This is a genomic window from Streptomyces sp. NPDC031466 (genome assembly GCF_055581265.1).
The window spans coordinates 32,568-55,770 of sequence record NZ_JBVIJT010000011.1; the positions used below are offsets into that span (position 1 = coordinate 32,568).

Annotated in this window: 22 protein-coding genes and 1 pseudogene; 6 read left to right on the forward strand and 17 right to left on the reverse strand. The window is 74.8% G+C overall.

Annotation, left to right across the window (positions count from 1 at the left end; translation table 11 throughout):
• Window positions 1–99: 99 nt before the first annotated feature.
• Window positions 100–1,758, reverse strand: coding sequence for a catalase (locus ACZ5GP_RS26565; RefSeq protein ID WP_468753200.1), 1,659 nt, complete (start codon window positions 1,756–1,758; stop codon window positions 100–102).
• Between the two features lie 182 nt (window positions 1,759–1,940).
• Between ACZ5GP_RS26565 and ACZ5GP_RS26570 the strand changes: the two genes are divergently transcribed.
• The 4 genes from ACZ5GP_RS26570 to ACZ5GP_RS26585 all read left to right on the forward strand — a co-directional run bounded on the left by ACZ5GP_RS26570 (window position 1,941) and on the right by ACZ5GP_RS26585 (window position 4,630).
• The gene (locus ACZ5GP_RS26570) at window positions 1,941–2,750 is read left to right on the forward strand and encodes an SDR family oxidoreductase (protein ID WP_468753201.1); all 810 of its coding nucleotides are present in this window, start codon (window positions 1,941–1,943) and stop codon (window positions 2,748–2,750) included.
• 181 nt (window positions 2,751–2,931) lie between these two features.
• A complete protein-coding gene (locus tag ACZ5GP_RS26575) occupies window positions 2,932–3,618 on the forward strand; it encodes a nucleotidyltransferase family protein (protein WP_468753202.1) in 687 nt (228 codons plus the stop codon).
• On the forward strand, window positions 3,615–3,869 hold the full coding sequence (locus tag ACZ5GP_RS26580) for a hypothetical protein (RefSeq protein ID WP_358911127.1): 255 nt from the start codon (window positions 3,615–3,617) through the stop codon (window positions 3,867–3,869). The genes ACZ5GP_RS26575 and ACZ5GP_RS26580 overlap by 4 nt, the downstream gene beginning before the upstream one ends.
• The gene (locus ACZ5GP_RS26585; RefSeq protein WP_468753203.1) at window positions 3,866–4,630 is read left to right on the forward strand and encodes a metallophosphoesterase family protein; all 765 of its coding nucleotides are present in this window, start codon (window positions 3,866–3,868) and stop codon (window positions 4,628–4,630) included. The genes ACZ5GP_RS26580 and ACZ5GP_RS26585 overlap by 4 nt, the downstream gene beginning before the upstream one ends.
• Window positions 4,631–4,646: 16 nt before the next feature.
• Here the strand turns inward: ACZ5GP_RS26585 and ACZ5GP_RS26590 are convergent, their stop codons facing one another.
• Genes ACZ5GP_RS26590 through ACZ5GP_RS26600 form a run of 3 tightly spaced genes read right to left on the reverse strand, consistent with a single transcriptional unit; the run spans window position 4,647 to window position 7,452 of the window.
• The gene (locus ACZ5GP_RS26590) at window positions 4,647–5,654 is read right to left on the reverse strand and encodes a glycosyltransferase family 9 protein (RefSeq protein WP_468753204.1); all 1,008 of its coding nucleotides are present in this window, start codon (window positions 5,652–5,654) and stop codon (window positions 4,647–4,649) included.
• Window positions 5,655–5,669: 15 nt separating this feature from the next.
• On the reverse strand, window positions 5,670–6,659 hold the full coding sequence (locus ACZ5GP_RS26595; protein ID WP_468753205.1) for an NAD-dependent epimerase/dehydratase family protein: 990 nt from the start codon (window positions 6,657–6,659) through the stop codon (window positions 5,670–5,672).
• A gap of 46 nt (window positions 6,660–6,705) precedes the next feature.
• Window positions 6,706–7,452, reverse strand: coding sequence for an SDR family oxidoreductase (locus ACZ5GP_RS26600; RefSeq protein WP_468753206.1), 747 nt, complete (start codon window positions 7,450–7,452; stop codon window positions 6,706–6,708).
• A 563-nt stretch (window positions 7,453–8,015) separates the two neighbouring features.
• On the opposite strand from ACZ5GP_RS26600, the gene ACZ5GP_RS26605 reads away from it, so the two are divergent.
• The gene (locus tag ACZ5GP_RS26605; protein WP_468753207.1) at window positions 8,016–9,290 is read left to right on the forward strand and encodes an MFS transporter; all 1,275 of its coding nucleotides are present in this window, start codon (window positions 8,016–8,018) and stop codon (window positions 9,288–9,290) included.
• A gap of 239 nt (window positions 9,291–9,529) precedes the next feature.
• Here the strand turns inward: ACZ5GP_RS26605 and ACZ5GP_RS26610 are convergent, their stop codons facing one another.
• From ACZ5GP_RS26610 to ACZ5GP_RS26665, 12 genes and pseudogenes are all read right to left on the reverse strand, one after another.
• Window positions 9,530–10,555 carry a glycosyltransferase family 9 protein gene (locus ACZ5GP_RS26610; RefSeq protein ID WP_468753208.1) on the reverse strand — a complete coding sequence of 342 codons (1,026 nt, stop codon included), beginning with the start codon at window positions 10,553–10,555 and terminating at the stop codon, window positions 9,530–9,532.
• A complete protein-coding gene (gene rfaE2 / locus ACZ5GP_RS26615; protein ID WP_468753209.1) occupies window positions 10,552–11,940 on the reverse strand; it encodes a D-glycero-beta-D-manno-heptose 1-phosphate adenylyltransferase in 1,389 nt (462 codons plus the stop codon). The genes ACZ5GP_RS26610 and rfaE2 overlap by 4 nt, the downstream gene beginning before the upstream one ends.
• Window positions 11,937–12,593, reverse strand: a complete 657-nt coding sequence (locus ACZ5GP_RS26620) for a D-sedoheptulose-7-phosphate isomerase (protein WP_468753210.1) — start codon at window positions 12,591–12,593, stop codon at window positions 11,937–11,939. The genes rfaE2 and ACZ5GP_RS26620 overlap by 4 nt, the downstream gene beginning before the upstream one ends.
• 88 nt (window positions 12,594–12,681) lie before the next feature.
• Complete coding sequence (locus ACZ5GP_RS26625; RefSeq protein WP_468753211.1) at window positions 12,682–13,965, reverse strand: glycosyltransferase; 1,284 nt, start codon at window positions 13,963–13,965, stop codon at window positions 12,682–12,684.
• On the reverse strand, window positions 13,962–14,927 hold the full coding sequence (locus ACZ5GP_RS26630; protein ID WP_468753212.1) for a glycosyltransferase: 966 nt from the start codon (window positions 14,925–14,927) through the stop codon (window positions 13,962–13,964). The genes ACZ5GP_RS26625 and ACZ5GP_RS26630 overlap by 4 nt, the downstream gene beginning before the upstream one ends.
• On the reverse strand, window positions 14,924–16,036 hold the full coding sequence (locus tag ACZ5GP_RS26635) for a glycosyltransferase family 9 protein (RefSeq protein ID WP_468753213.1): 1,113 nt from the start codon (window positions 16,034–16,036) through the stop codon (window positions 14,924–14,926). Before ACZ5GP_RS26635 ends, ACZ5GP_RS26630 begins: the two co-directional genes overlap by 4 nt.
• Window positions 16,033–16,719, reverse strand: a complete 687-nt coding sequence (locus ACZ5GP_RS26640; RefSeq protein ID WP_468753214.1) for an HAD-IIIA family hydrolase — start codon at window positions 16,717–16,719, stop codon at window positions 16,033–16,035. The genes ACZ5GP_RS26635 and ACZ5GP_RS26640 overlap by 4 nt, the downstream gene beginning before the upstream one ends.
• Entirely contained in the window at window positions 16,716–17,816 is a 1,101-nt protein-coding gene (locus ACZ5GP_RS26645; RefSeq protein ID WP_468753215.1) for a glycosyltransferase family 2 protein, read from the reverse strand. Before ACZ5GP_RS26645 ends, ACZ5GP_RS26640 begins: the two co-directional genes overlap by 4 nt.
• Entirely contained in the window at window positions 17,813–19,483 is a 1,671-nt protein-coding gene (locus ACZ5GP_RS26650; protein WP_468753216.1) for a carbamoyltransferase family protein, read from the reverse strand. Before ACZ5GP_RS26650 ends, ACZ5GP_RS26645 begins: the two co-directional genes overlap by 4 nt.
• 103 nt (window positions 19,484–19,586) lie before the next feature.
• Window positions 19,587–20,549 (reverse strand): NAD-dependent epimerase/dehydratase family protein, encoded by a 963-nt coding sequence (locus ACZ5GP_RS26655; RefSeq protein ID WP_468753217.1) that lies wholly within the window; start codon window positions 20,547–20,549, stop codon window positions 19,587–19,589.
• 278 nt (window positions 20,550–20,827) lie between these two features.
• Window positions 20,828–21,034 (reverse strand): annotated as a pseudogene (locus tag ACZ5GP_RS26660) (CBS domain-containing protein); the annotation flags it as partial.
• Window positions 21,035–21,127: 93 nt separating this feature from the next.
• Entirely contained in the window at window positions 21,128–21,490 is a 363-nt protein-coding gene (locus ACZ5GP_RS26665; RefSeq protein WP_468753218.1) for a DUF6479 family protein, read from the reverse strand.
• A 320-nt stretch (window positions 21,491–21,810) separates the two neighbouring features.
• Here ACZ5GP_RS26665 and ACZ5GP_RS26670 point away from each other — a divergent pair, with 320 nt between their 5' ends.
• Window positions 21,811–22,593 (forward strand): polysaccharide deacetylase family protein, encoded by a 783-nt coding sequence (locus ACZ5GP_RS26670; protein ID WP_468753423.1) that lies wholly within the window; start codon window positions 21,811–21,813, stop codon window positions 22,591–22,593.
• 6 nt (window positions 22,594–22,599) lie between these two features.
• Here ACZ5GP_RS26670 and ACZ5GP_RS26675 read toward each other — a convergent pair whose 3' ends face one another.
• Window positions 22,600–23,157, reverse strand: coding sequence for a helix-turn-helix domain-containing protein (locus tag ACZ5GP_RS26675; protein ID WP_468753219.1), 558 nt, complete (start codon window positions 23,155–23,157; stop codon window positions 22,600–22,602).
• Window positions 23,158–23,203: the final 46 nt, after the last annotated feature.

Below are 23,203 nucleotides of genomic sequence, written 5' to 3' on the forward strand. Positions count from 1 at the left end.
ACCCCGCAAGTAGAAAACCAACAACCACCCAACCCCCCCCCCCCCCTCCCCCCCTCCCCCCCCCCCCCCCCCCCCCCCCCCCCCCCCACCGCCGTGTCCTCACCGGGTCACGGTGTGCCGTTCGTTCGGGACGCAGTGCGTCATGGTCAGCCCGCTCACGTCGCGCGGCGGGTTCTCCCCGAGGTTGGCCAGCCGCTTGCGGTCCTCCTCGGTCAGCTCCTGGCCCGCCAGTGGTTCGAGGCCCGCCACGTCCTTCGGGCCGACGCCGATGCCCTCGCCGACCTTCAGGCCCAGCTCGTTCTCGACGAGCAGGAAGTGCCACACCATCCGCTCCTGGACCTCCCGGGGGCACTGGGAGAGCAGGTCGACGAAGTTCCGCACGAGGTCGTCGCGCTCCCACTGCTCCATCAGGCAGTAGCGCTGGCCCGCCTGGAGGTAGTCGTTGGTGCGCGGGATGCGCTTGCGGGTGAGCCGGCCGCGGATCTCCGGCCCCTGCTCGTCCTCGGTCGCGTACGGCGCCTCGCGCAGGCCGCCGGTGATGGACGGCTCGTAGTTGACGATGGGGTTCTCGCCGCCGCCGTCGACGTGGTACGCCATCTGGCCGTCGCGCTGGTTCGTGCGCACGCGGGCGTTCTTGGCCTGGTTGACGGGCAGCTGGAGGTAGTTGGGGCCGACGCGGTAGCGCTGGGTGTCGCTGTAGGAGAAGGTGCGGCCGACGAGCATCTTGTCGTCGGAGAAGTCCAGGCCGTCCACGAGCACGCCGGTGCCGAAGGAGATCTGCTCGTTCTCCGCGAAGTAGTTCTCCGGCATCCGGTCGAGCACCATCCGGCCCACGGCCCGCGGCGGGAAGTCCTGCTCGGGCCAGGTCTTCGTGTCGTCGAGCGGGTCGAAGTCCAGCTCGGGGTGGTCGTGGTCGTCCATCACCTGGACGAGCAGCTCCCACTCGGGGTACTCGCCGCGCGCGACCGCCTCGTACAGGTCCTTGGTGGCGTGTCCGAGGCCCTCGGCCTGGACGTTGGCCGCGTCCTGTTCGGTCATGCTGCGCACGCCCTGCTTGGGCATCCAGTGGTACTTCACCAGGCGGGACTCCCCCTGCGCGGTGACCCACTTGTAGGTGTTGACGCCGAAGCCCTGCATGTGGCGGTAGTCCGCCGGGATGCCGCGCGGGCTGAAGAGGTTGACGAGCATGTGCATGGACTCGGGGGTCTGCGACATGAAGTCGAAGATCCGCCGGGGCTGCTGCTCGAAGGTCACGGGGTCCGGCTTGAGGGCGTGGATGACGTCGGGGAACTTGATCGCGTCCCGGATGAAGAACACGCCCAGGTTGTTGCCGACCAGGTCCCAGTTGCCGTCCTCGGTGTAGAACTTCACCGCGAAACCACGCGGGTCGCGGGCCGCCTCGGAGGAGTCGCGGCCGCCGATCACCGTGGAGAAGCGCACGGCGACGTCCGTGCGCTTGCCCGGCTCCTGGAAGAGCTTCGCGCGGGTGAAGCGGTGGATGGGCTCGTCGCCGAACTTCCCGTACGACTCGAAGTAGCCGTACGCGGTCACGCCCCGGGCGTGCACGACACGCTCGGGGATGCGCTCGCGGTCGAAATGGCTGATCTTCTCCAGGAACTGGTAGTTCTCCAGCGTCGCCGGGCCGCGGGCGCCGACGGTGCGCTGGTTCTGGTTGTCGTGGACCGGGTGGCCCTGCCGGTTGGTGAGCGTCTCGCGGTCGTCGCCCGAGGCGGGGCCCTTGCTCGATACGTCCGTCACGTTCGTCGACTCCTTCGACCCGTTCGTCCCTTGTTGCCGTGCGTGTGTGGTGCCGTGAGAGTTCCTCTTGCTCCGGTTTATCAAGTTATGCGACTTATGGGCTGTGCGCCCTTCTCCCGGGGTACCCGCCCCGGGCCGCGAACAGGCCTGCGAGTGAACCGACCCACGACTTGGAGGACCCCATGACCGTCCCCACCGCTTCCGCCACCGGGGTGGCCGTCGTCACCGGCGCCGACTCCGGCATCGGCCGGGCCACGGCCGTCCGGCTCGCCGAGGCCGGCCTGGACGTCGGCATCACCTGGCACAGCGACCGGGAGGGCGCCGAGAGGACGGCCGAAGAGGTGAGCGGGCACGGGCGGCGGGCCGCCCTCGCCCACATGGACCTGACCCGGCTGCCCGAGGCGGCGGACGCCGTCGACGACCTCGCCGAGCGGCTCGGCCGCATCGACGTCCTGGTCAACAACGCGGGCACCGGCACCGCGACCCCCTATCTCGACCTGAGCCTGGAGACGGTCCGCGAGGTCATCGACGTCGACCTCGTCGGCCCGTTCCTGTGCGGCCAGCGCGCCGCGCGCCGCATGATCGCGCAGGGCGGGGGCGGCCGGATCGTCAACGTCACCTCGGTGCACGAGCACCAGCCGCGCGTGGGCGCGGCCCCCTACTGCGCCGCCAAGGGCGGGCTCGGCCTGCTCACCCAGGTGATGGCCCTGGAACTCGCGGAACACGGCATCACCGTGAACTCCGTCGCGCCCGGCGAGATCGCCACCCCCATGACCGGGCAGGAGGACACCGACGTGCACGGCGAGCGCCGCCCCGGCATCCCCCTCGGCCGGCCCGGCGACGCCCGGGAGATCGCCGCCGTCATCGCCTTTCTCGCCGGGCCCGAGGCCTCGTACGTGACCGGCGCGTCCTGGGTGGCGGACGGCGGCATGGTGCGGATGGGCCCCCAGGCGGGCTCGCACCTGCGCGGCGACGAGTGGCGGCGCCCCTGAGGGGTGCCGCGCGAAGAGGTGGCGCCCCGCGCCCTGCGGTATAAGGGAAATCCGAGTACAACAACTGGCCCGTGTCGAACCCGGCGGTCCGGGTACCGGAGCTGCCTGGAGCAGGGATCGTCGGAGACCGCCGGCCGGCACGCGCAGTGCGGCGGCCGGCGTCCCGGAAACGGAGCAGCAGGTGACGCCGAACGCAGAAGACACCACCCCCGAGGCGCGAAAGCCGCTCACCGAACTGCCCCCGACGGGCGGGTGGGCCGGGGGGTCCACGCATCACGAGGTGCCCGCGGAGGAGCTTCCGCCCGACCTCAACCAGGCCATCCTGGAGGCGACCAAGCAGGTCGGGGCCATCCTCAAGAGGCACGACCACGATTTCGCCCTCGCGGGCAGCGTCGCCGTGTACGCCCATGGCGGCACCGGCAACCTCCAGCACGACGCCGACTTCTGCATCCGGCCCGAGGACGCCCCGGCGGTCGCGGCCACGTTGGAGGAGGCCGGGCTGCCGGTGTTCGCGCCGCCCGAGGACTGGCTGCTGAAGGCCAAGTGCCTCGGCCAGGACATCGACCTCATCTTCGAGCTGGCCGCTCAGCCGGTCACCACGGAGCTGCTGCGCCGCGCCACCCCGCTGCCGGTGGACTCGGTGCAGATGCCGGTGCTCGCGCCGACCGACCTGATGCGGTCGCTGCTCGCCGCCTTCTCCGCGCACCACTGCGACTTCGGCGCCGTGCTGCCGATCGCCCGGCAGCTGCGCGAGCGGGTCGACTGGGAGGCGGTCCGCGAGGAGTACGGGCACGCGCCGATGCCGGCCGCCTTCCTCTTTTTGCTGGAACGCCTGGAAGTCATCGCACCGCGAGGAGCAGACCGATGAACGACCACGCCAACGTCGAATACCGCATCGCCCATCTCAAGGAGCGGCTGGCCGCCGAGGAGCTGGGCGAACTGGGCATCCGCGTCGAGTCCCGCGGGTCGTCCGTGGCCGTCGTCGGGACGGTGCCCTCCTCGCACTGCCGTGAGGAGCTGCTGCGCACCGTGCACGAGGAACTGGCCGGGCAGACGGTCCACTTCGACGTCGTGGTGGCCGGTGCCGCCGCCCCCGACCACCCGGAGGAACTGGCATGATCCGCATCGCCGCCGTGGGCGACATCCACATGGGCCTGGACAGCAAGGGCCTGCTCCGCCCCGCCTTCGAGACCCTGCACGAGTGCGCCGACCTGCTGCTGCTCGCCGGGGACCTCACCCGCCACGGCACCGTGGAGGAGGCCGAGGTCGTCGCCGAGGAGGTGTCCGGGCTGCCGGTGCCGGTCGTGGCCGTGCTCGGCAACCACGACCACCACGACGAGCGGCCCGAGGAGGTCACCGCCGTCCTGCGCGAGGCGGGCGTCCAGGTGCTCGAAGGGCAGGGCACGGTCGTCGAGGTCGACGGCGCCAGGGTCGGGGTCGCGGGCACCAAGGGGTTCGGCGGTGGTTTCGTCGGGCGCAGCGGGAGCGAGTTCGGCGAGCCCCTGATGAAGGAGTTCATCCGCTACACCCGCCGCTGCGCGGAGGGGCTGCGGACCTCGCTGGAGGAGCTGGCCGCGCAGGGCTGCGACACGCGGGTGGCGCTCACCCACTTCGCGCCCGTGCCGGACACCCTCGCCGGGGAGCCGCTGGAGATCTATCCGTTCCTCGGCAGCTATCTGCTGGCGGAGGCGATGGACGCGGCGGGCGCCGACCTCGCCGTCCACGGCCACGCGCACGCCGGCACCGAGCACGGCATGACCAGCGGCGGCGTGCCGGTGCGCAACGTCGCCCAGCCCGTCATCCGCAAGGCGTTCAACGTGTACCACCTGTCGGGCAGCCACCCGGCCCAGGCGGCCACGGCCGCCCGCGGGAGCCGGTAGTCGCGGGCCCGGCGGGTCAGCCGCTGCTCTTGAGCAGCTTCTGCACGCCGCGCAGCACGTCCTGGGCGGTGACCTCGCCCAGGCAGGGGTGGCCGGGCACCGGGCAGTGGCGGGCGCGGGTGCCCGCGCACGGACTGTCGCGGTCCCCGAGGAGCACGGCGTCCACCCCGTAGGGGCCCCGGCGCTCCGCCGGGACGACCGGGGCGAACGGGGAGACGACCGGGGTGCCGGTGGCGGCGGCGAGATGGGCCGGTCCGGTGTTGCCCGCGATGACGACATCGGCGGCGCGCAGCACACCGGCCAGGGTCCGCAGGTCGGTGCGGCCGCCGAGGTCCACGGCCGCCTCGCCGCTCACCCGGCGTGTCAGGTCGGCCTCACCGGGTCCGCCGGTGACGACGACACGGTGGCCCGCGTCGGCGAGCAGGGCGACCGCCTCGGCCGCGCGGTCGGCGTCCCAGGTGCGCGCGGGGGTGCCGGCGCCGGGGTGCAGGACGACGTAGGGGCCGTTGCCGGTGAGGCCGGCCGTGTCGGGGGTGGGCAGGACGCGCAGCCGCCCGTCGTCCCCGGCGCGGGGCGGGAAGCCGAGGGCGGCGGCCGCGTCGAGCGCGGCCTCGGCGTCGTGCCTGCCGGGCAGCCGCCGGTGGGGTACGTCGATGAGGGTGCCGGAGTCGTCGGCACTGTCGGCGCCGATATGACGTACGTACGCCATGCGCAGCAGGAGCGCGGCGGGCAGCGGGCTGTGCCCGTAGGGGGTGCAGACGAGCGCGACGTCGTACGCCGTGTCCCGCAGCCGCCGCAGGAGGCCCTCGACGTCCGCCTCGTCCACCGTGGGCGGGCGGGGTCCCACCCACGGCGCCTCCCACACCAGGACGTCGTCGACGTCGGGCAGCAGCCGGGCGGCGGCCTCGCCGCGCGGGCCGCACAGCAGCGTCACGCGGTGGGCCCGGGTGGCGACGGCGCGGACGGCGGGTCCCGCCAGCAGGACTTCCGTCATGCCGTCCAGGCAGACGACGAGCGCCTTCACGCGGCCCTCCCCCGGTCACCAGGAGCACGCAAGGTGTCCACCTCCCCCGGCGTTCGGCGGGGTCGGGGGCCTGTTCCGCGCGGGTCGGTCGAGGAAGTCGGCGACGGTGCGCTTGAGCCCCTCGTCCAGCAGGACCCTCGGCGTCCAGCCGTAGATCTCGTGGGCGAAGCCGGTCTCGGGCAGGGGCGGTCCCGGCTCGTCGGTCCGCGTGCCGGTGCACTCCAGGCGGGCGTGCGAACCGGTCAGGGCGATCACCCGGCGGGCGATCCCGGCGACGGTCTCCTTGGGCTCGGCGCCGATGTCGACCGGCCGCACCGAGCGGCTCGCGGCCACCAGGAGCACGCCGTCGACCGTGTCGTCCACGTAGCACAGGGAGGGCGCCCGGCCGCCGTCGCCGGGGACGGTCACGACGTCGCCGCTAAGCGCCTGCCGGATGAGGGTGGGGATCAAGGGGCCGTCCTCGGGCTCCATGCGGGGGCCGTACGCGGGAAAGAGCCGCACGATTCCCGCGTCGGCGTCCTTCGCGGTGACGAACGCGGTGGTCAGCGTCTCCGAGGAACGCCGTGCCGCGTCGTGCGCCCGGTGACCGCCCGCCTCGCAGGTGGAGACGAGCAGGAAGCGCGCCCCGTCCCGGGCGGCGACGGCGAGGGCGTTGCGGGTGCCGGGGCTGCGTGCGTCGGGCGGCGCGGGCGGGGGCGCGGCACCGGCGGCGGACGCGGTGGGGCAGGCCAGGTGCAGGACGAGGTCGTACGGCCCGGCGAGGGCCGCACGGCAGTCGGGCCGCTCGATGTCCTGGCGCACGTAGCGGAAGCGGGGGGCGGCGGCCAGGTGCGCGACGTCGGGGGCCGCGTCGGCCGGTACGCCGTCCACGCACGTGACCTCGACGCCCGCGCCGAGCAGGCGTTCGCACAGGTGCGAGCCGAGGAACCCGGCGCCCGCGGTCACCAGCGCCCTCTCCCACGGGGGCGGGGCCGCCGGTGTCATGGAGAACATCGTCGGCGTCATGGGACGACCTTCCTTCCGCCGGTGAGACGTGCGGGAGCCCGGTGCCTCACGGCCAGGACGGCTCCCTGCGCGGCACGACGACCAGCTCGGAGACGGCGCTGCCCGCGGGGACCGACAGCGCGTACAGCAGCGCGTCGGCCACGATGTCCGGGCTCTGCAGCATGGACACGTCAGTGTCCGGGAAGCGCTCCATGATGAACGGGGTTTCCATGCCGCCGGCGATGATCCCCGTGACGCCGATCCCCACGCAGTCGCGCTGGGCCTCCTTGAACAGCGTGTGGGTGAACGCCCGCAGGCCCGATTTGCCCGCCGCGTACGGGCCGGCCTCGGTCCAGGTGCGGTTGGCGGCGGTGGACAGGATGTTCACGATGTGGCCGCCACCGCGGGCGACCATGCGCCGGTAGGTCTCCAGGCACAGGTACATCGGGCCGAGGAGGTTGGTCTCCACGACCCGGGTCACCTCGGAGGCGGTGAGGTGCTCGATCGGCTTGGAGACGTCCACGGCGGCGTTGTTGACCAGGATGTCGACCGCCTCCCCCGCCTCCTCCAGGTCCCGGAAGACGGCGGCGACCGCGGCGGCGTCCCGTACGTCCAGCTCCACGAAGCGGGCGTCGCCGCCCTCGCGGACCAGTTCCTCGCAGAGCTGCTGGGCGAGGTCCTTGCGGACGTCGGCGGCGAGCACCCTCGCCCCCGCCCCCGCGAGCTTCCGCGCGATCGAGGCGCCCAGACCGCGCGCCGCGCCGGTCACCAGCGCCTGCTTGCCGTGGAGGTCGACCTGCGCCGCGCCGCCCATGCCCGTGCCTTTCCTCGTACCGGTTGCCGCGGCTCGCGCTCGGCGGCCGCTCCGCCTCCCACTGTGACGCGGCGCGCACGCTCCGGCACCTCGGGGCGGCCGCCCGCGCGCCCCCTGCCGCTGTGTCCCCCGTCACCGACGCCGGGGCGCCGGCCCCTGCCAGGAGCCGTGTGAGCAAGCACACCAGAAGCGCGAACGAGCGCTGGCCGCCCGGGACTTGGCCTCTCTCGACGGGGCGCCCGGGCACACTGCGCCGGACCCTCCGAGAGCCGTCTGCCACCATGGTCGACGCCGTACTCCGCAACGTCCGCCCGCCCGGCGCGCCCCAGGAGACGCCCTTCCGGCGACACGGCGCCCCCCAGATCCGGTGGAGTGACCGCGCAGTGCTGCCGGTGCCCCGCAGCTCCTGCCGGTCCTCCGCCCCGCCCGAGTCCCTTCGGGCTGCCTCCGAGTCCCGAGTACCTGTGCCTTCCTCTCTCGCCTCCCCTGCCCCTGCCGCGCCCGCTTCCGTCCCGCCCGCCGACGGCTCGCGCTCCCCGTGGCGGTCCCTGAAGTACCGCAGCATGCGCTGGTGGTCCGTCGCCAACTTCGTCTCCAACGCCGGTACGTGGATGCAGCTGACCGTGCAGAACCTGCTGGTCCTGCAGATCACCGGGTCCGCCGCCGCCACCGGCCTGTCCATGTCCGTGCAGGCCGCGCCCGCCCTGCTCATGAGCGTGGCGGGCGGCGCCGCCGTCGACCGCTGGCCCCGCAAGGTGACCGCCGCCGTCAGCCAGACCCTGCTCGGCGCCATCGCCTTCACGACGGCCGCCCTCGTGGCGTGCGGGCGGCTCGACCTGACCGTGCTGCTGGTCCTGGCCGGCCTCACCGGCGTCGTCGCCACGGTCGACGGTCCCGCGTGCGCCCTGCTCGGCAACGATCTCGTGCCGCCGCAGGACGTGCCTTCCGCCATCGGCGTGGGCTCGCTCGTACACAGCGCGGGCCGCCTCGCCGGTGCCGCGCTCGGCGGTGTCACGGTCGGATTCCTCGGCACGGCGGCCGCCTACGCCGCCAACGGCGTGTCCTTCCTTTTCGTCGCCTCCGTCATCCCCTTCCTGCGTCCCGTCTACGGGGCGGTCCAGGCCGCCGCGCTCGTGCCGCGCGACCCCGAGCACGTAGACCCCGGGCCCGACCCCGACGGCCAGGACATGACCGTGCGCCAAGGTCTCGCCTTCTTCCTGCGGCGGCCCCGGCTGGTGGCCCTCGCGGGCATCACCGGCATCAGCGCCGTCTTCGGGCGCAACTACACGCTGACCCTGGCCGTGCTCGTCACCGGGCCGCTCGCCGGGGGCGCCGGGTCGTTCGGCACGGTCTCGACCGTCCTCGCCGTCGGGGGCATCGTCGGCGCCGTCCTCGGGGCCCGGCTGCGCCGGCCGTCGGTGCGGCTGGTGGGTCTGCTGGCCGCGGCGGGCGCGCTGCTCCAGGTGGTGGCGGGTTTGTCCCCCTCCTTCGCGGTGCTGCTGGTCCTGGTGCTGCCCATGGCGGTCGTGGAGACCGTCTCCGACACCGCGGGCACGACGATCCTCCAGACCGACCCGCCGGCGCGGCTGCGGGGCCGGGTGCTCGGCGTGTGGGGCAGTGTCAGCACGGCCTGGGGCCTCGCGGGCCCGCCCGCGCTCGGCCTCCTCATGGAACTGGCGGGGCCGCGGGGCGCGCTCGTCTCCGGGGGCCTGATCATCGCCGGTTCCATCGGCGCGGGCTTCCTCCTCCGCGGACGCGAAGACGTCCCGGTGCCCGTGCCGGTACTCCTCCGGAGCGACGACCCGACAGCCCGCCCGACGCTGGGCGCGGCAGCGTAACGCCGCCTTACACCTCCTCGCGCCCCTGATAGGGCGCACTGCCACCCCCCAAGGGGCACGGGGAACTGCGCGACCAGCCCACGACAACCCGCAGCGACCAACCCCGCGTCTGCCCCCGAACGCCTCGCCCCCACATGCGGCCCGGCTCACAGTTGCGCGCGCAGTTCCCCGCGCCCCCAACGGGGCGCCAGCGACGGGCCGCAAGAAGGTGGTCGCACGCCGGGCCCCGCGAAGGGGCCTCACCGCCCGCGCGCGGGCAGCGCTTCCAGCGTCGAGCCCCCCGGCAGCATCCGTACCGCCTCCAGCACCTCCTCCGGAGTGATCCGCAGCAACCGTTCATCCGGGCGGAGCCCATGCGCGTCGCCCGGGCGGGCGGCCCCGTCGCCGTCGGGGTGCCACAGCGCGCGATGCCGGGGACCGGGCGGCGGCCCCCAGAGCCGGGGGGCGACGGGGCCGAACAGCACCACCGAGGGCGTGCCCAGCGCCGTCGCCAGATGGGCGAGCCCCGTGTCCCCGACGATGACGCACCGCGCGTGGGCCACGAGCGCCGTGAGCCGGTCGAAGGGCACGTCCTCGGCGCCGCCCAGCATGGCCCCCGGGGCGAGACCGGCTTCCTCGGCCACGCGCCGCGCGGTGGCCTCCTCCCCCGCTCCCGCGGTCACGACGACCTCGTGGCCGTCCCCCCGCAGCCGCCGCGCCACGGTCGCGAACCGCTCGGGCGGCCACCGGCGGGCCCCGGCGTCGGCGCCGGGGTGCACGACGACCGCGCCGGGCGCCGGGGAGGGCGTCGCGGGCACGGGGATGCGCAGGTCGTCCGGGTCCGCGTGGACGCCGTACCAGGTCAGGAGCCGGCACCACCGCTCCCGTTCGTGCTCGTCGTCCCGCCAGGCGGGGCCCTCGATGTCGGGGGTCCCGGGATGCGCGTAGGCCAGGAGCCGCCGGGGACGCAGCCGTTGGAGCAGGAGGTGGCTCGGCGGGCCGTTGCCGTGCAGGTCCACGGCGAGGTCGGGGGGCGGCCCCGTCCAGGGGAGCAGGGCGGGCACCCGGCGGCCGGGCGCCGAGGCGGGCAGCAGCCGGTCCACCAGGCCGGTCGTGGCGGCGGCGGGGGCCAGGCGTTCGGGCGCGGCCAGCACGATCTCGTGGTCCGGCAGCCGCCGCCGCAGGGCGCGCAGCGCGGGTACGACGGTCAGCAGGTCGCCGAGCCCGAGCGCCCGCAGCACCAGCGCGCGCGGCCGGTGCGGGGTGCCGTCCGGCGGCCCGCTCACGTCGGTGTCCCGGCGGCCGCCGCCGCCCGCCGGGTCAGCAGCGTCGTGGAGCGGCCGTCGAGGTAGGGCAGGACGACGGCCTGCCCGCCCCAGGCCCGCAGCGCCCGCGCCTCGGGCAGGTCCTGGACGGAGTAGTCGCCGCCCTTGACCCATACGTCGGGCCGCAGCTTGTTCAGGAGTTCCTGCGGGGTGTCCTCCTCGAAGACGGCGACGGCGTCGACGCTGGCGAGCGCCCGGAGGACGCGTACACGGTCCGCCTCCTGGTTGAGGGGGCGGCCGGGGCCCTTGCGGCGGGCCAGTGACGCGTCGGAGTTGAGGCACACGATCAGGCAGTCGCCGATGGCCCGGGCGCTGTCGAGGAGGCCGACGTGCCCGGCGTGCAGCAGGTCGAAGCAGCCGCCGGTCGCGACCACCGTGCCGCCGCGCGCGCGGACCCGCTCGGCGAGTTCGAACGCGTCGGTGGCCGGTGTCTCCTCGGCGCCGGGGGCGGGCGTGACGCGCCACAGGCCGGGGTTGGTGGCGCCGCCCGCCGAGACGAACGCGGCGGCTTCGGCCACCGCCCGCTGGAGGGCCTCTTCGGGAAGCGCGCCGTCCGCGAGCGCCGCGGCCGTGGTGGCGGCGAAGCAGTCCCCCGCGCCGCAGGGGTCACCGCCGGCGCGGAACGGCGGGGGGACGAGCATCGGCGTCCCGGAGCCGGGCCGGGTCAGCAGGACACCGCGCTCGCCGAGGGTCACGGCGACGCCGCTCACCCGCCAGCGGTCGGCGAGTTCGGCGCCCCGTTCGGCGTACGCGCGCAGGGTCTCGCCGCCGCCGGGGCACAGGGCGCGGGTCTCGGCCGCGTTCGGGGTGACCAGCCGGGCGCCCGGCACGGGGGTGTCGCCCTTGGGGTGCGGGTCCCACACGAGCGGGGTGCGCGGGGTGACGGCCGCGAGGTGGTCGCGTACGGCGCTCGCGGTGTGCCGTCCGTAGTCGGCGACGAGGACCGCGTGGGCCTGGGCCAGCGCGTCGCGCACCGCCGCGTCGGGTTCGCCCGGTGTGCCGCCTCCCCGGTCGATGCGCACGAGGGGGCGGCCCGAGGCCAGGACGCGGGTCTTCACCGGCAGGGTGCCGTTCAGCGGCAACTCCACCAGCCGTACGCGGCCCGTCAGTTCCCGGCGGACGGCCTCGCTCGCGGGGTCGTCGCCGAGTGCGGTCACGAGGACCACTTCGCGGCCGCCGCGGGCCGCGAGCGCCGCGGCGAGGCCGGCGCCGCCGGGGTGGCGCCGGTCGACGGTGACGTCGACGACCGGGGCGGGCGCGTCGGGGGCGAGCCGGGTGGCGACTCCTTCGATGTCCTCGTCGAGCAGGACGTCCCCGACGACGACGAGCGGCTTCGGCCCGCTCACGGCGTCCTCCCGTGGACGGGGACCGCGGCGGGCGCGGCCCGGCCGACGGTGGTGGCGGCGGCGACGGGTGGTGCGGCGAGCGCCGCGTCGAAGGCCTCGCAGAGCAGGTGGACGGCGACCAGGTGGGCCTCCTGCACGGTGGCCGTGGTGTCGCCGTCGATGTACAGCGGCTCGTCGGCGGCCTCGCCGAGCGGGTTGGGGCCCGGCCCGGTGAGGGACCAGACGCGCAGGCCCGCGGCGCGGCCCGCGACCGCCGCGGTGATCAGGTTGGCGCTGCGGCCGGAGGTGGACAGCAGGAGGAGGATGTCGCCGGGCCTGCCGTGGGCGGTGACCTGGCGGGCGTACACGTGGTCGAAGCCGTAGTCGTTGCCGATGGCGGTCATGCTGGAGGTCTCCGCGTGCAGGGAGATCGCCGAGTACGCCGGCCGCTCGTGCCGGTAGCGGCCCACCAGTTCGGCGGTCAGGTGCTGGGCCTGGGCCGCGCTGCCGCCGTTGCCCGCGGCGAGGAGCCGGTTCCCGGAGGGCAGCGCGGCGGCGAGCCGCCCGCCCCACTCCGTGATCCGGCCGAGGCTGTCCCGGCGCAACCGCCGAAGCGCCTGCTCCAGTGACCGGCAGTGCAGATGCGCGGCGTCGAGTGCGGGGGTTTCGTTCATGCTGCTCGGGCGCGCCGCCGCGCTGACGGGCGGCGACGGGCCCTGCCTCCTTCGGATGTCGGTGCTCCGCGGTGGGTCGGGGCGGGGCTCACACCACGCCGGCGCCGGTCGTGACGGGCTGGGGGTCCAGGACCTCGCAGTACGCCGCCTCGGTGGCCGCGGCGACCCGGTCCCAGCCGAACCGGCGCAGGGTGCGGCGGCGTCCCGCCTCGCCGCAGGCCTCCCGGGCGGCGGGGTCGGCGAGGAGGTCGGCGACGGCGCGGGCGAGGGCCTCGGGGTCGCGGGGCGGCACCAGGCGGCCGGTGGCCGGGTCGGCGACCGTGTCGAGCTGGCCGCCGACGGCGCTGGCGACGACGGGCCTGCCGCACGCCATGGCCTCCAGGGGGACGATGCCGAACGGCTCGTAGTCCGCCGGGCACACCACGATGTCGGCCGCGCGCAGCAGCGCCGGCACGTCGGCGCTCGGCACGCCGCCGGTGAAGCGGACCCGGTCGGCGACGCCCGCCTCCCGGGCGAGTGCGCGCAGCCGCCGGACCTCGGGGTCCTGGTCGAGGCGGTCGGCGGGGGGACCGCCGACGACGACCAGCTCCGTCTCGGGCAGCCGGGCGAGCGCGGCGATGGAGACGGCCGCGCCCTTGCGCGGCACGAGGCGGCCGAGCTGGAGCAGTTGGTGCCGTTCGGTGCCGCGTTCGGCGACCGGGCCGCGCGGGGCGAACAGCTCGGTGTCGACACCGCAGGGCACGACGGTGGTCTTGGCGGCGGGGACGCCCATCCTGCCCAGTTCCATGACCTCGTCGCGGCAGGTGGCGATGATCCGGTCGCAGCCGGAGCCCACCTCGGTCTCCAGGGCGATCCGTCTCGGCGGGCTGGGGTCGGCGAGCTGCTGGTGGCGCCGCTTGACGGTGCCGAGCGCGTGATACGTGTGCAGCAGCGGCAGGCCCAGCTCGCGTGTCGCCCGCAGGGAGGCGAGCCCGGACATCCAGAAGTGCGAGTGCACCAGGTCGGGCGGCCGGTCGCGCCAGGTGCGGGCCAGGTAGCGGCCGAAGTCGCCCATGTGGGGCAGCAGTTCGTCCTTGGGGATCTGCTCGGGCGGCCCGGCGGGTACGTGGTGCACCCGCACGCCATCGCGCAGCGGCACCGTCTCGGGCAGCTCGCGGTCGTCGCGCCGGGTGTAGACGGTGACGTGGTGGCCGCGGTCGGCGAGGGCGCCCGCGAGCGCGGCGACGTGCACGTTCTGGCCGCCGGCGTCCACGCCGCCCATCGTGGCGAGCGGACTGGCGTGTTCGGAGACCAGGGCGACGGACAGCTTGTCGGGGCCGGTGGGCGCCGCGCCGAAGGTGCCGGGGTCGTAGGGGCCGAGGGACGAGGTCATGAGCACGCCTCCGTCATCACGCGCTCCCAGTCGCCCAGGAAGCGCTTCAGTCCGTACCGTTCGAGAGCGGCCTGGCGCGCGCGGGCGCCGTCCTCGGCCGCGGCCCGCGGGTCCTCCAGGTAGCGCCGGGCAGCACGGGCCAGGACCTCGGGCCGGGTGGACAGCGTGCCCGCGCCGGGCGGCACCGCCTCGATCGCCTCGGTGGTGGCGAGCGCCACGACGGGCATGCCCAGCTGCATGGCTTCGAGCAGGGACAGGCCGAGGGACGTCCAGCGCACGGGGTGCAGGTACAGGCGGCGCTGCGCCAGCGCGCCGTGCAGTTCGCTCTGGGGCAGGTCGGCGGTGCGGCACCGGTCCTCGGGAACGCCGAGGTGCGCGGCGAGCCCTTGGGTGCGCATGCCGAAGACGTCGAGCGGGGCCGCCTCGCTGAGGGCGGGGAGCAGGTCCGTGCCGGTGTAACGGCCGCGGCGCACCGGTTCGTTGACGACGACGGCGGCTCTGGCGAGGCGCCCGGTGTACTGGTGGCCTGGGTCGACGATGCCGTGTTCGATGACTTCGGTGCGGGTGCTGCCGCAGTCCCAGAACAGCCGGTTGAAGTGGGTGACGTGGACCAGCGTCAGGTCGTCGCGGTCCGCGCAGGGGTGCCGGGTGTCGGGGACGTCGCCGTCCGGCGCGTTGTGCTCCAGGTAGACGGCGGGTAGGTCCCGTCCGGGGCGCCGGCCGCCGAGCCAGCGTTCGGCCAGCTCCTGTTCGTGCGGGCGCTGGAGGACGACGAGGTCCACCTCGGCGTCCCGCAGCTCCTCGGGCGTCACTTCCCGTACGGAGGCGGGCCAGGAGAAGGTCCGGGCCCGGCCGAGCCCGTCGGGGCCGCGGTCCGGTGTCACGGGAACGAGGTAGGTGTGGGGGCCCTGGACGAACGCGGTCGTCCAGGAACCGTGCACGTGCCACAGCAGGATGTTCATACGCTTGCTCCTCGTTCCGTTTCTGGCGTGCCGTCCGGTGCGGTGACCCGGGCGGGCGCCGCCCGCGCGCGGCGTGTCCGGTCGGCCGCGCCCTCGGCGAAGGACGCCACCGCGGCGAGCACCTCGCCGTCGTCGATCCGTTCGAGGCAGGGATGGCCCGGCACCGGGCACTGCCGGGCCCGGCTGTCCGCGCACGCGGCGTGCTGGTCGCCGAGCACGACGTGGGGGACGCCGTACGGGCGCCAGCGCTCGGCCGGCACGACCGGCGCGAAGAGGCAGACCACGGGGGTGCCGACGGCGGCGGCGAGGTGCATGGGCCCGGTGTTGCCGGACACCACCGCCCTGGCCCTGGCCAGGACGCCCGCCAGGCGCCGCAGATCGGTGGCACCGCCGAGGTCGAGGGCGTGCCGCCCGGCGACCCTGGCGGTCAGTTCGCGTTCGTCGGGGCCGCCGGTGACCACGACGCGGTGGCCGGCGGCGCTGAGGGCCGCCGCGGCGCGTTCGGCGCGTTCGGGGCTCCAGGCGCGGGCGGGCACGGCGGCGCCGGGGTGGAGCACGACGTAGGGTTCGCCGCCGGTGAGGGGGGTGGTGTCCGGCGTCGCCTCCACGCGCAGGGCGCCGTCGTCGCCGGGCGGCAGGGCGAAGCCGCAGGCCTCGGCGAGGTCGAGGGCCGCCTGCGCCTCGTGGCGGTGGGGCAGCCGTTGGTGGCGCAGGTCGAGCAGGGAGCCGGGGTAGTCCTCGCTGTCGGCGGCGGTCCAGCCGACGCCGGCCAGCTTCAGCAGCAGCGCGGCGGGCAGCGGGCTCTGGTGGTAGGAGACCAGCACGAGGGCCCGGTCGAAGCGGCCCTGCGTCATCTCGTCGAGGAGGTGCCGCGTGGCCGTGTGCGACACCGGCGCCGGTTCGAGCCCCACCCACGGGGCGTCGTACACCAGTACGTCGTCCAGGTCGGGCAGCAGCCTGCCCGCCTCGACGCCCTGGGGGCCGCACAGCAGCGCGGTGTACGAGGAGCCGGCCGCGACGGCGCGCACGGCGGGCCCGGCGAGCAGGACGTCGCCCGCGCTGTCCAGGCGTACGACGAGTGTGCGCGGCAGGGTTCGGAAACCGGTCATCGCTCCTCCACCTCCACGGGGCGGTGACCGCCCTCGGGGTCGGGGGTCAGCAGCAGGCGTACGGCGGTGAGCAGGTCGGGGGCCACGGCGGGCGCGGCCTCGATCTCCTCGGCTTGCGTCACCGGGGTGGGGACGAGGACCCCGCGGGCCCCGGCGGCGCGGGCGGCGCCCATGTCGGCTCCGATGTCGCCGATCACGGCGGCGCGGGCGGCGGGGACGCCGAGGCGGCCGCAGGCGGCGAGGACGAGGCCGGGCGCCGGTTTGCGGCAGCCACAGCCGTCGGCGGGGCCGTGCGGGCAGATCGCCCACACGTGCAGCGGGCCGAGGAGTTCGTCCACGCGCCGCCGCACCGCCTCGACCTGGTCGCGGGTCAGCAGGCCGCGGGCGACGCCCGACTGGTTGCTGACCACACCGAGGGGGATGCCCGCGGCCCGTACGGCGGCGACGGCGTCCCGCGCGGTCGGCATGAGCCGTACGCGCGCGGGGTCGCCGTTGTAGGGCACGTCCTCGACGAGGGTGCCGTCGCGGTCGAAGAGGACCACCGCGGGCAGGGTGCGGGCGGCGCCGCGTCGGGCCGGGCCCCGGGCGGGCGGGCCGTCGGCGAGCCAGGGGCCGCGGCCGTCGTCCCCACGGGCGGGGGCGGCCGGGGACGGGGGCGGGGGTGTGACGAGGCGCCGGTTCATCGTTGGACCCGCTCTTCCTCGGTGGGCCGGGTGGGCGCAGGCGAGGGGCCACCGAGGGCGGCCGTACGCGGGTCGAGGCGTGCGGCGTCGCGGTGCGCGACCTGGCCGCGCAGCCAGTGCCAGACGGCGGCGGGCGGAATGAGCGCGCTGGTCAGCACCATGGTGAGGACCTCGTCCCGGGTGCGGGGGCCCGGCAGGATCCGCGCCAGGGCGAATTCGGCGGTGCCGGCCAGCCAGGCCGCCGCGCAGGTTCCGGCGGCCGCTGGGCGTCGCAGCGCGGCGCAGGCCAGGGCCCCGGCGGCCGCCGCGGTGACCGCGAGGTGGCCGGGCAGCCGCCCCCGTGGCGCGGCCGCCCTGGTCCACCAGTCGCGGCCGTGCAGCCGCGTCATGAGGACGTCGTCGGCGTTGCCGGCCTGGAGGCGCACGGAGGTCCAGCGGCCGGCCGGGCGTACCGGGTGGGTCGTGCCGCGGGTGCCCTCGGCGATCGACCAGCCGGCCGCGAGGACCCGCAGGGCGAGGTCCGCGTCTTCCCTGAAGGCGCGGCGGAAGCGCTCGTCGAAGCCGCCCACGGCTTCCAGCGCCGCCCGGCGGTAGGCCATGTCGGCGGTGATCCACCGGGCGGTGGCAAGTCCGGCGGTGTTGCGTTCCCAGTCCGTCGGCCTGCGGTCGGCGGGGAGCGGCACGTCGATGCGGGCGGTGACCGCGCCTTCCTCGGGGGGGGTGGCGGCCAGGTCGAGGGCGAGGTCGTCGCACCAGGTGGGGCCGGGCACCACGTCGTCGTCGAGGAAGACGATCCACGGCGCGCGGCCTGCGGCGCGCCAGCCGGTGTTGCGCGCGGCGGCGGGGCCGCGGGCCCCGCCGCCGACCACGAGGGTGACGGGGCGCAGGGCCGCCGGTATCCGGACGGGCAGCGGGGTCGTGCCGTCCGCCCCCGGGCGGTCGTCGACGAGGACCACGCGCAGCGGCCCGGGCCCCTCGGCTCCGGCCAGCGCGCGCAGGGTGGCGTCGAGGCTGGGCCTGCCGAGCGTCGGGATCACCACGGCGTACGCGCCCTCGGCGGCGACGACGTCACCGATGTCCGTCGCGTGGCCGGTCATCGGATCTCCTCTCCCTCGGGTGCCCGACCGTCGAAGAGGTCGCGGCGCCGGATCGCGTAGGGGCCGATGGCGAGGAGGTCGACGGGCGAGGAGCCGAAGCACTCCAGGGCGTCGCGCGGGTCGTCCACCATCGGGCGGCCGGCCGTGTTCAGGCTGGTGTTGACCACGACGGGCAGGCCGGTGAGCTTCTCGAACTCGCCGAGCATGCGGGCCACGAGGGGTTCGCACGCGGGGTCCACGGTTTGAACGCGGGCCGTCCCGTCGACGTGGACGACGGCCGGGATCCGCTCCCGCCAGGGCTCGGCCACGTCGTGCACGAAGAGCATGTACGGGCTGGGCAGCGGCCCGTCGAAGATCTCGCGGGCGCGGTCGGCGAGCACCATGGGGGCGACGGGCCGGAACTGTTCGCGGCCCTTGACGTCGTTGAGCCGTTCGAGGTTGCCGGCGTGGCCGGGGTGGGCCAGCAGCGAGCGGTGGCCGAGGGCCCGCGGTCCGTACTCCGAGCGGCCCTGGAACCAGGCCACGATCCGGTTCTCCGCCAGAGCCCGCGCGACGGTCGCGGCGATGTCCGGCGGGCGTTCGAAGGCCACGGCAGCGGTCTTGAGCCAGGCGCCGAGTTCGGCGTCGGACCAGTCGCGGCCCAGGTCGGCGCCGGTCATGGGGTCGATCTCGTCGCCCTGTCCGGCGGACAGCAGGAGCGCGCCGCCGAGGGCGGTGCCCGCGTCACCGGCCGCGGGCTGCACCCAGACGCGGGAGAAGGGGCCCTCGCGGGCTATTCGGGAGTTGGCGACGCAGTTCAGGGCGACCCCGCCGGCGAGGGTGAGGACGCTGTGGTGCGTCTTGCCGTGCAGCCAGCGCGCGAGGTCGAGCAGCGTCTCCTCCAGGACGGCCTGGGCACTGGCCGCCACGTCGGCGTGGTCCTGGGTCCAGGGTTCGTCGGCGTGGCGCGGCGCGCACAGCTCGTGCCAGGGCACGGCGGTGGCGCGGAACCCGCCGTCGCCGGTCGGGTACACGTGGCGGCGCAGTTCGGGCAGCATGCGCGGGGTGCCGTGGGAGGCGAGGGCCATGACCTTGAACTCGTCGCAGGAGCGGAGGAATCCGAGGTGCCCGGTCAGCTCCTCGTAGACCAGGCCGAGGGAGTGCGGCAGGTCCTGGGCGTACAGCGGTTCCAGCGTGTCGCGCACGCGCCGGGCGGCGAGGTGTGAGGCGCGCTCGCCGCGGCCGTCCAGGACCAGGACGGAGGAGTCCTCGGCGCCGGGCGCGGCGAAGGCGCTCGACGCGGCGTGCGCCATGTGGTGCGGCACGAAGCGGACGATGCCCGGGTCGAGGCCGGGCAGCGCGGCCTTGAGGAAGCCGGGCGCCTCACGGGCGTACGTCTGCCGCAGGTGGTCCCAGGGGTCGTCGAGCCCCATGTCGGCCGCGGGCCGGGCGAGCGCGGGGTCGTAGGAGTAGGCGACGGCGTCGAGGTCCTGGGGCCGCAGGCCGGCCCTGCGCAGGCACCAGGCGGCGGCCTGCTCGGGCAGTTCCCAGGCGGAGAACGGCACGGGGCGTTTGCCGTGCTTGCGCCGGGAGAACCGCTCCTCCTCCGCGGCGGCGACGGTCCTGCCGTCGATCACGAGGGCGGCGGCGGGGTCGTGGAAGAGTGCGTTGATTCCGAGGATGCGCATGAGGGATCCGAGGTTCTGTCGGCGGTACGGGGCACGGGGCCGGGGCACTGGGTCGGGAGCTGTGCTCCGGTGGGCGCCCGGCGGGGGCTCTCGCCGGTCCGGGTCAGGGGCGGGCCGTGGCGCGGAACCAGTCGATCGTGCGCCGCAGGCCTTCCTCGGCGTCCACGCGCGGTTCCCAGCCGAGCTTGTCGCGTGCCAGCGTGATGTCCGGGCAGCGGACGGCGGGGTCGTCCGTGGGCCGGTCGATGAAGCGGATCTGCGCCTCGGATCCGGTCAGGTCGATGATCAGGCGGGCCAGGTCGAGCATGGTGATCTCGCCGGGGTTGCCGATGTTGACCGGGCCGCGCATGCCGTGGGCGGCGGCGGCGAGGATGCCGCGCACGGTGTCGTCGACGTAGCACAGCGAGCGGGTCTGGTGGCCGTCGCCGGTGACGGTCAGGGATTCGCCGTCCAGTGCCTGACGGACGAAGGTCGGCACGGCGCGGCCGTCGTGGCCGCGCATGCGGGGGCCGTAGGTGTTGAACAACCGCACGATGGCCGTGTCGGTGCCCTCCGCGTCGGCGTGGGCCGTGGTCAGGGCCTCGCCGAAGCGTTTCGCCTCGTCGTAGACGCTGCGCGGGCCCACCGGGTTCACATGGCCCCAGTACCGCTCGTCCTGCGGGTTCTGCTGCGGGTCGCCGTAGACCTCGGAGGTGGAGGCGAGCAGGAAGCGGGCGCCGTGGCGGTGGGCGAGCCGCAGCGCGTTGCGGGTGCCGAGGCTGCCCGTCTCCAGGGTGTGCAGGGGCAGCCGCAGATAGTCGGCCGGGGAGGCGGGGGACGCGAAGTGCAGCACGAGGTCCGGCGGCCGGTCGACGTCCATCCCCTCGGCGACGTTCGCCCGTATCAGCGTGAAGCCGGGATGGTCGAGCAGCGGGGACACGTTCTCCGGGCGCCCGGTGCTGAAGTCGTCGACGCAGGTCACCGCCGTGCCCGCGGCCAGCAGGGCGGTGCACAGATGCGATCCGACGAAGCCCCCGCCGCCGGTGACGACGGCGTGCTCCCAGTTCCGTGCCGGCGCTGTGGTCATGCGGATCTCCTCCATACGCGGTGCCTTCGTACGCGGTGCCGCCGTACGGCGGCGGGCCCCGTCCAGTCTTCGAACAGCCTCTGTCAGTTGGGCGGGGACGGCCCGGCGGTGTACGGCAGACGGGTGAGTGCGCGGAGTGAGGGGGCGGGTGGCGCGGGCGCACGAGTGCGGGACCCGGCGGAAGTGTCCTCGCCAGGTCCCGAGGGGCCGCGTCCACTGCCTCCGGCGTGCTCCGGCGGCCCGTCGCACCGGGGCGTGGCCCGCGTCGAAGGAGCCGGTCAGTCGGTGGAGAGCACTTCGAGCAGGTCGCCCACCCGGGAGTCGGGGAGGCTGCGGGTGGCGTCCGCCTGGAGGACGACGGCGACGAGGTCGTGGCCGTCGATGACGGGCAGCCTGCGGACCTGGTGCGCGGTCATCGTGCGCATGACCTCCCCGGCGTCGGCGTCCGCGCCGATCGTGACGGCTTCGTCGCCCCGGGCGAGCTCGGAGTTGTCATGTCACTCCCTTCGTGTGTGCGGCCGAAAGCGGCCCGTCACGTGTGCGCGCAGGGGGTGAAGGGGCCCGGAATTGCGGCGTTCTCAGCTGCCCAGGCCGCCACTGCCGAAGCTGCCGCCGTCGCCTTTCCGGTGGTCCTTGGGATCCTGCGAGGCACAGCGGTGCGTGCTCGACTGCCCGTAGCCGCCTTTCAGCTCGTGCGGGTTGAGCCGGTGGCCGTCCTCGGACACCTCGTCGGGCTCCCGGTACTCCCGCTCTTCCCTGACGGGACCCCCGTACGGCCGCTTCGGCTGCTCTTCCGGGCGCGGGGTCCTGGACTCGCGCACGCGGACGCGCTGCCCCCAGAAAAAGGCGCCTAGAAGGACCGCGACCACGACGACACCGGCGATCCACATGAGGAGGGCGGCGGTGTGCGAAATGGCAAGTTCCCACTCCATGGATTCCATATGAGTGTTGTACCCGCCCCGGCCGGAAAATTAGCGGACCGTTACGCCTGCCGATTCATTCTTGATGCACCCGAAAGAAAAGCGGGACGGCGTCGCGGCGGCTTATGGAATGCGCGCACCGGGGCCCTGCGCGCCCTCGGCCGGGGGCGGGGCCCCGTCCTCCACCACACCCCCGGGCAGACTATGAACACCCTGTATACACGGCGCGTATACGCACTCTGTATAGTCATCGCATGCCCGTCGAGAACACGCCCGTCGAGAACGCGCCCGCGACCACGTCCGCCAGGGACGCGCGCGCGGTCGCCGCACCCCCCGCCGCCATGAAGATGGCCCGCGCGTCGAAAAGGTTGCCCCGCACCGCCGCCGCCCTCGCGGCGGGAGCGGCCCTCGTCCTCGCGGTGAGCGGGTGCACCAAGCTCGACACCACCTCGCCGAGCGCCGTACGCAAGGAGGGCGCCGCCGCCAAGGACGCGGACCAGGGCGCGTTCGGCACGGTCGACTGCCGCAGGGCCAAGTGCGTGGCGCTGACCTTCGACGCGGGCCCCAGCGAGAACACCCCGAGGCTGCTGAAGATCCTCAAGGACGAGAAGGTCCCCGCCACCTTCTTCACGCTCGGCAAGAACCACATCGAGAAGTACCCCGAGCTGGTGAAGCGGATGGACGCGGAGGGCCACGAGGTCGCCAGCCACACCTGGTCGCACAAGATCCTCACGAAGATCGGGCCGGCCGAGGCGCGCCGCGAGCTGGAGCGCCCCAACAAGGCGATCGAGAAGCTCATCGGCAAGAAGCCGACGCTGATGCGCCCGCCCCAGGGCCGCACCAACGACGACATCGACAAGCTCTCCGAGGAGCTGGGCCTCGCGCAGGTCCTGTGGACCGTCACGGCCAAGGACTACACGACCGATGACTCCGCGCTGATACAGAAGCGCGTCATCGACCAGACCAAGCGGGACGGCATCATCCTGCTGCACGACATCTACCGGGGCACGGTGCCCGCCGTACCCGGCGTCATCGCGGAGCTGAAGAAGCGGGGCTACGTCTTCGTGACGGTCTCCCAGCTGCTCGCGCCGGGCAAGGCGGAGCCGGGCAAGATCTACCGCTAGGGCGTCCTACGTACGGGCTCTGGCCTGTTGCCCCTGCGGCCCGAACAGGTGCAGGACCTCCACGGCGGCGTCCCCGGCGGGTCCGAACCAGTGGGGTTCGGTGGTGTCGAACTCGGCGACTTCGCCGGGACCGAGTTCCAGCTCCCGCTCGCCGATGATCAGGCGGAGCCGGCCGGACAGGACGTACAGCCACTCGTAGCCGCCGTGGGTGACGAGCCTCGGTTCGCGCGGGGCCAGGATCTGCTTGAACACCTGGAGGCGGCCGGGGTACTCCGTCAGCGGCACGATCACCCCGCCGCCCTTGCGCCGTCGGGGGGTCAGGTGCACCCGCGGATCGCCGGTCGCGGGAGCCGCGATGAGCTGGTCGATGGCGACCCGGTGGGCCCGGGCCAGCGGGATCAGGAGATCGAGGGTGGGCCGGCGGATGCCGGACTCCAGCCGGGAGAGCGTGCTGACCGAGATGCCGGTGGTCCCGGCCAGGGACTCCAGGGTGAGACCGCGGTCGCGGCGCAGGGCGCGCAGCCGCGGCCCGATGCCGTCGAGGATGGCGGGGATGTCGTCCACGCCCCCATTTTGCGGCCTTCGCAAAAAGCGTCGGGGATCGGGGGGC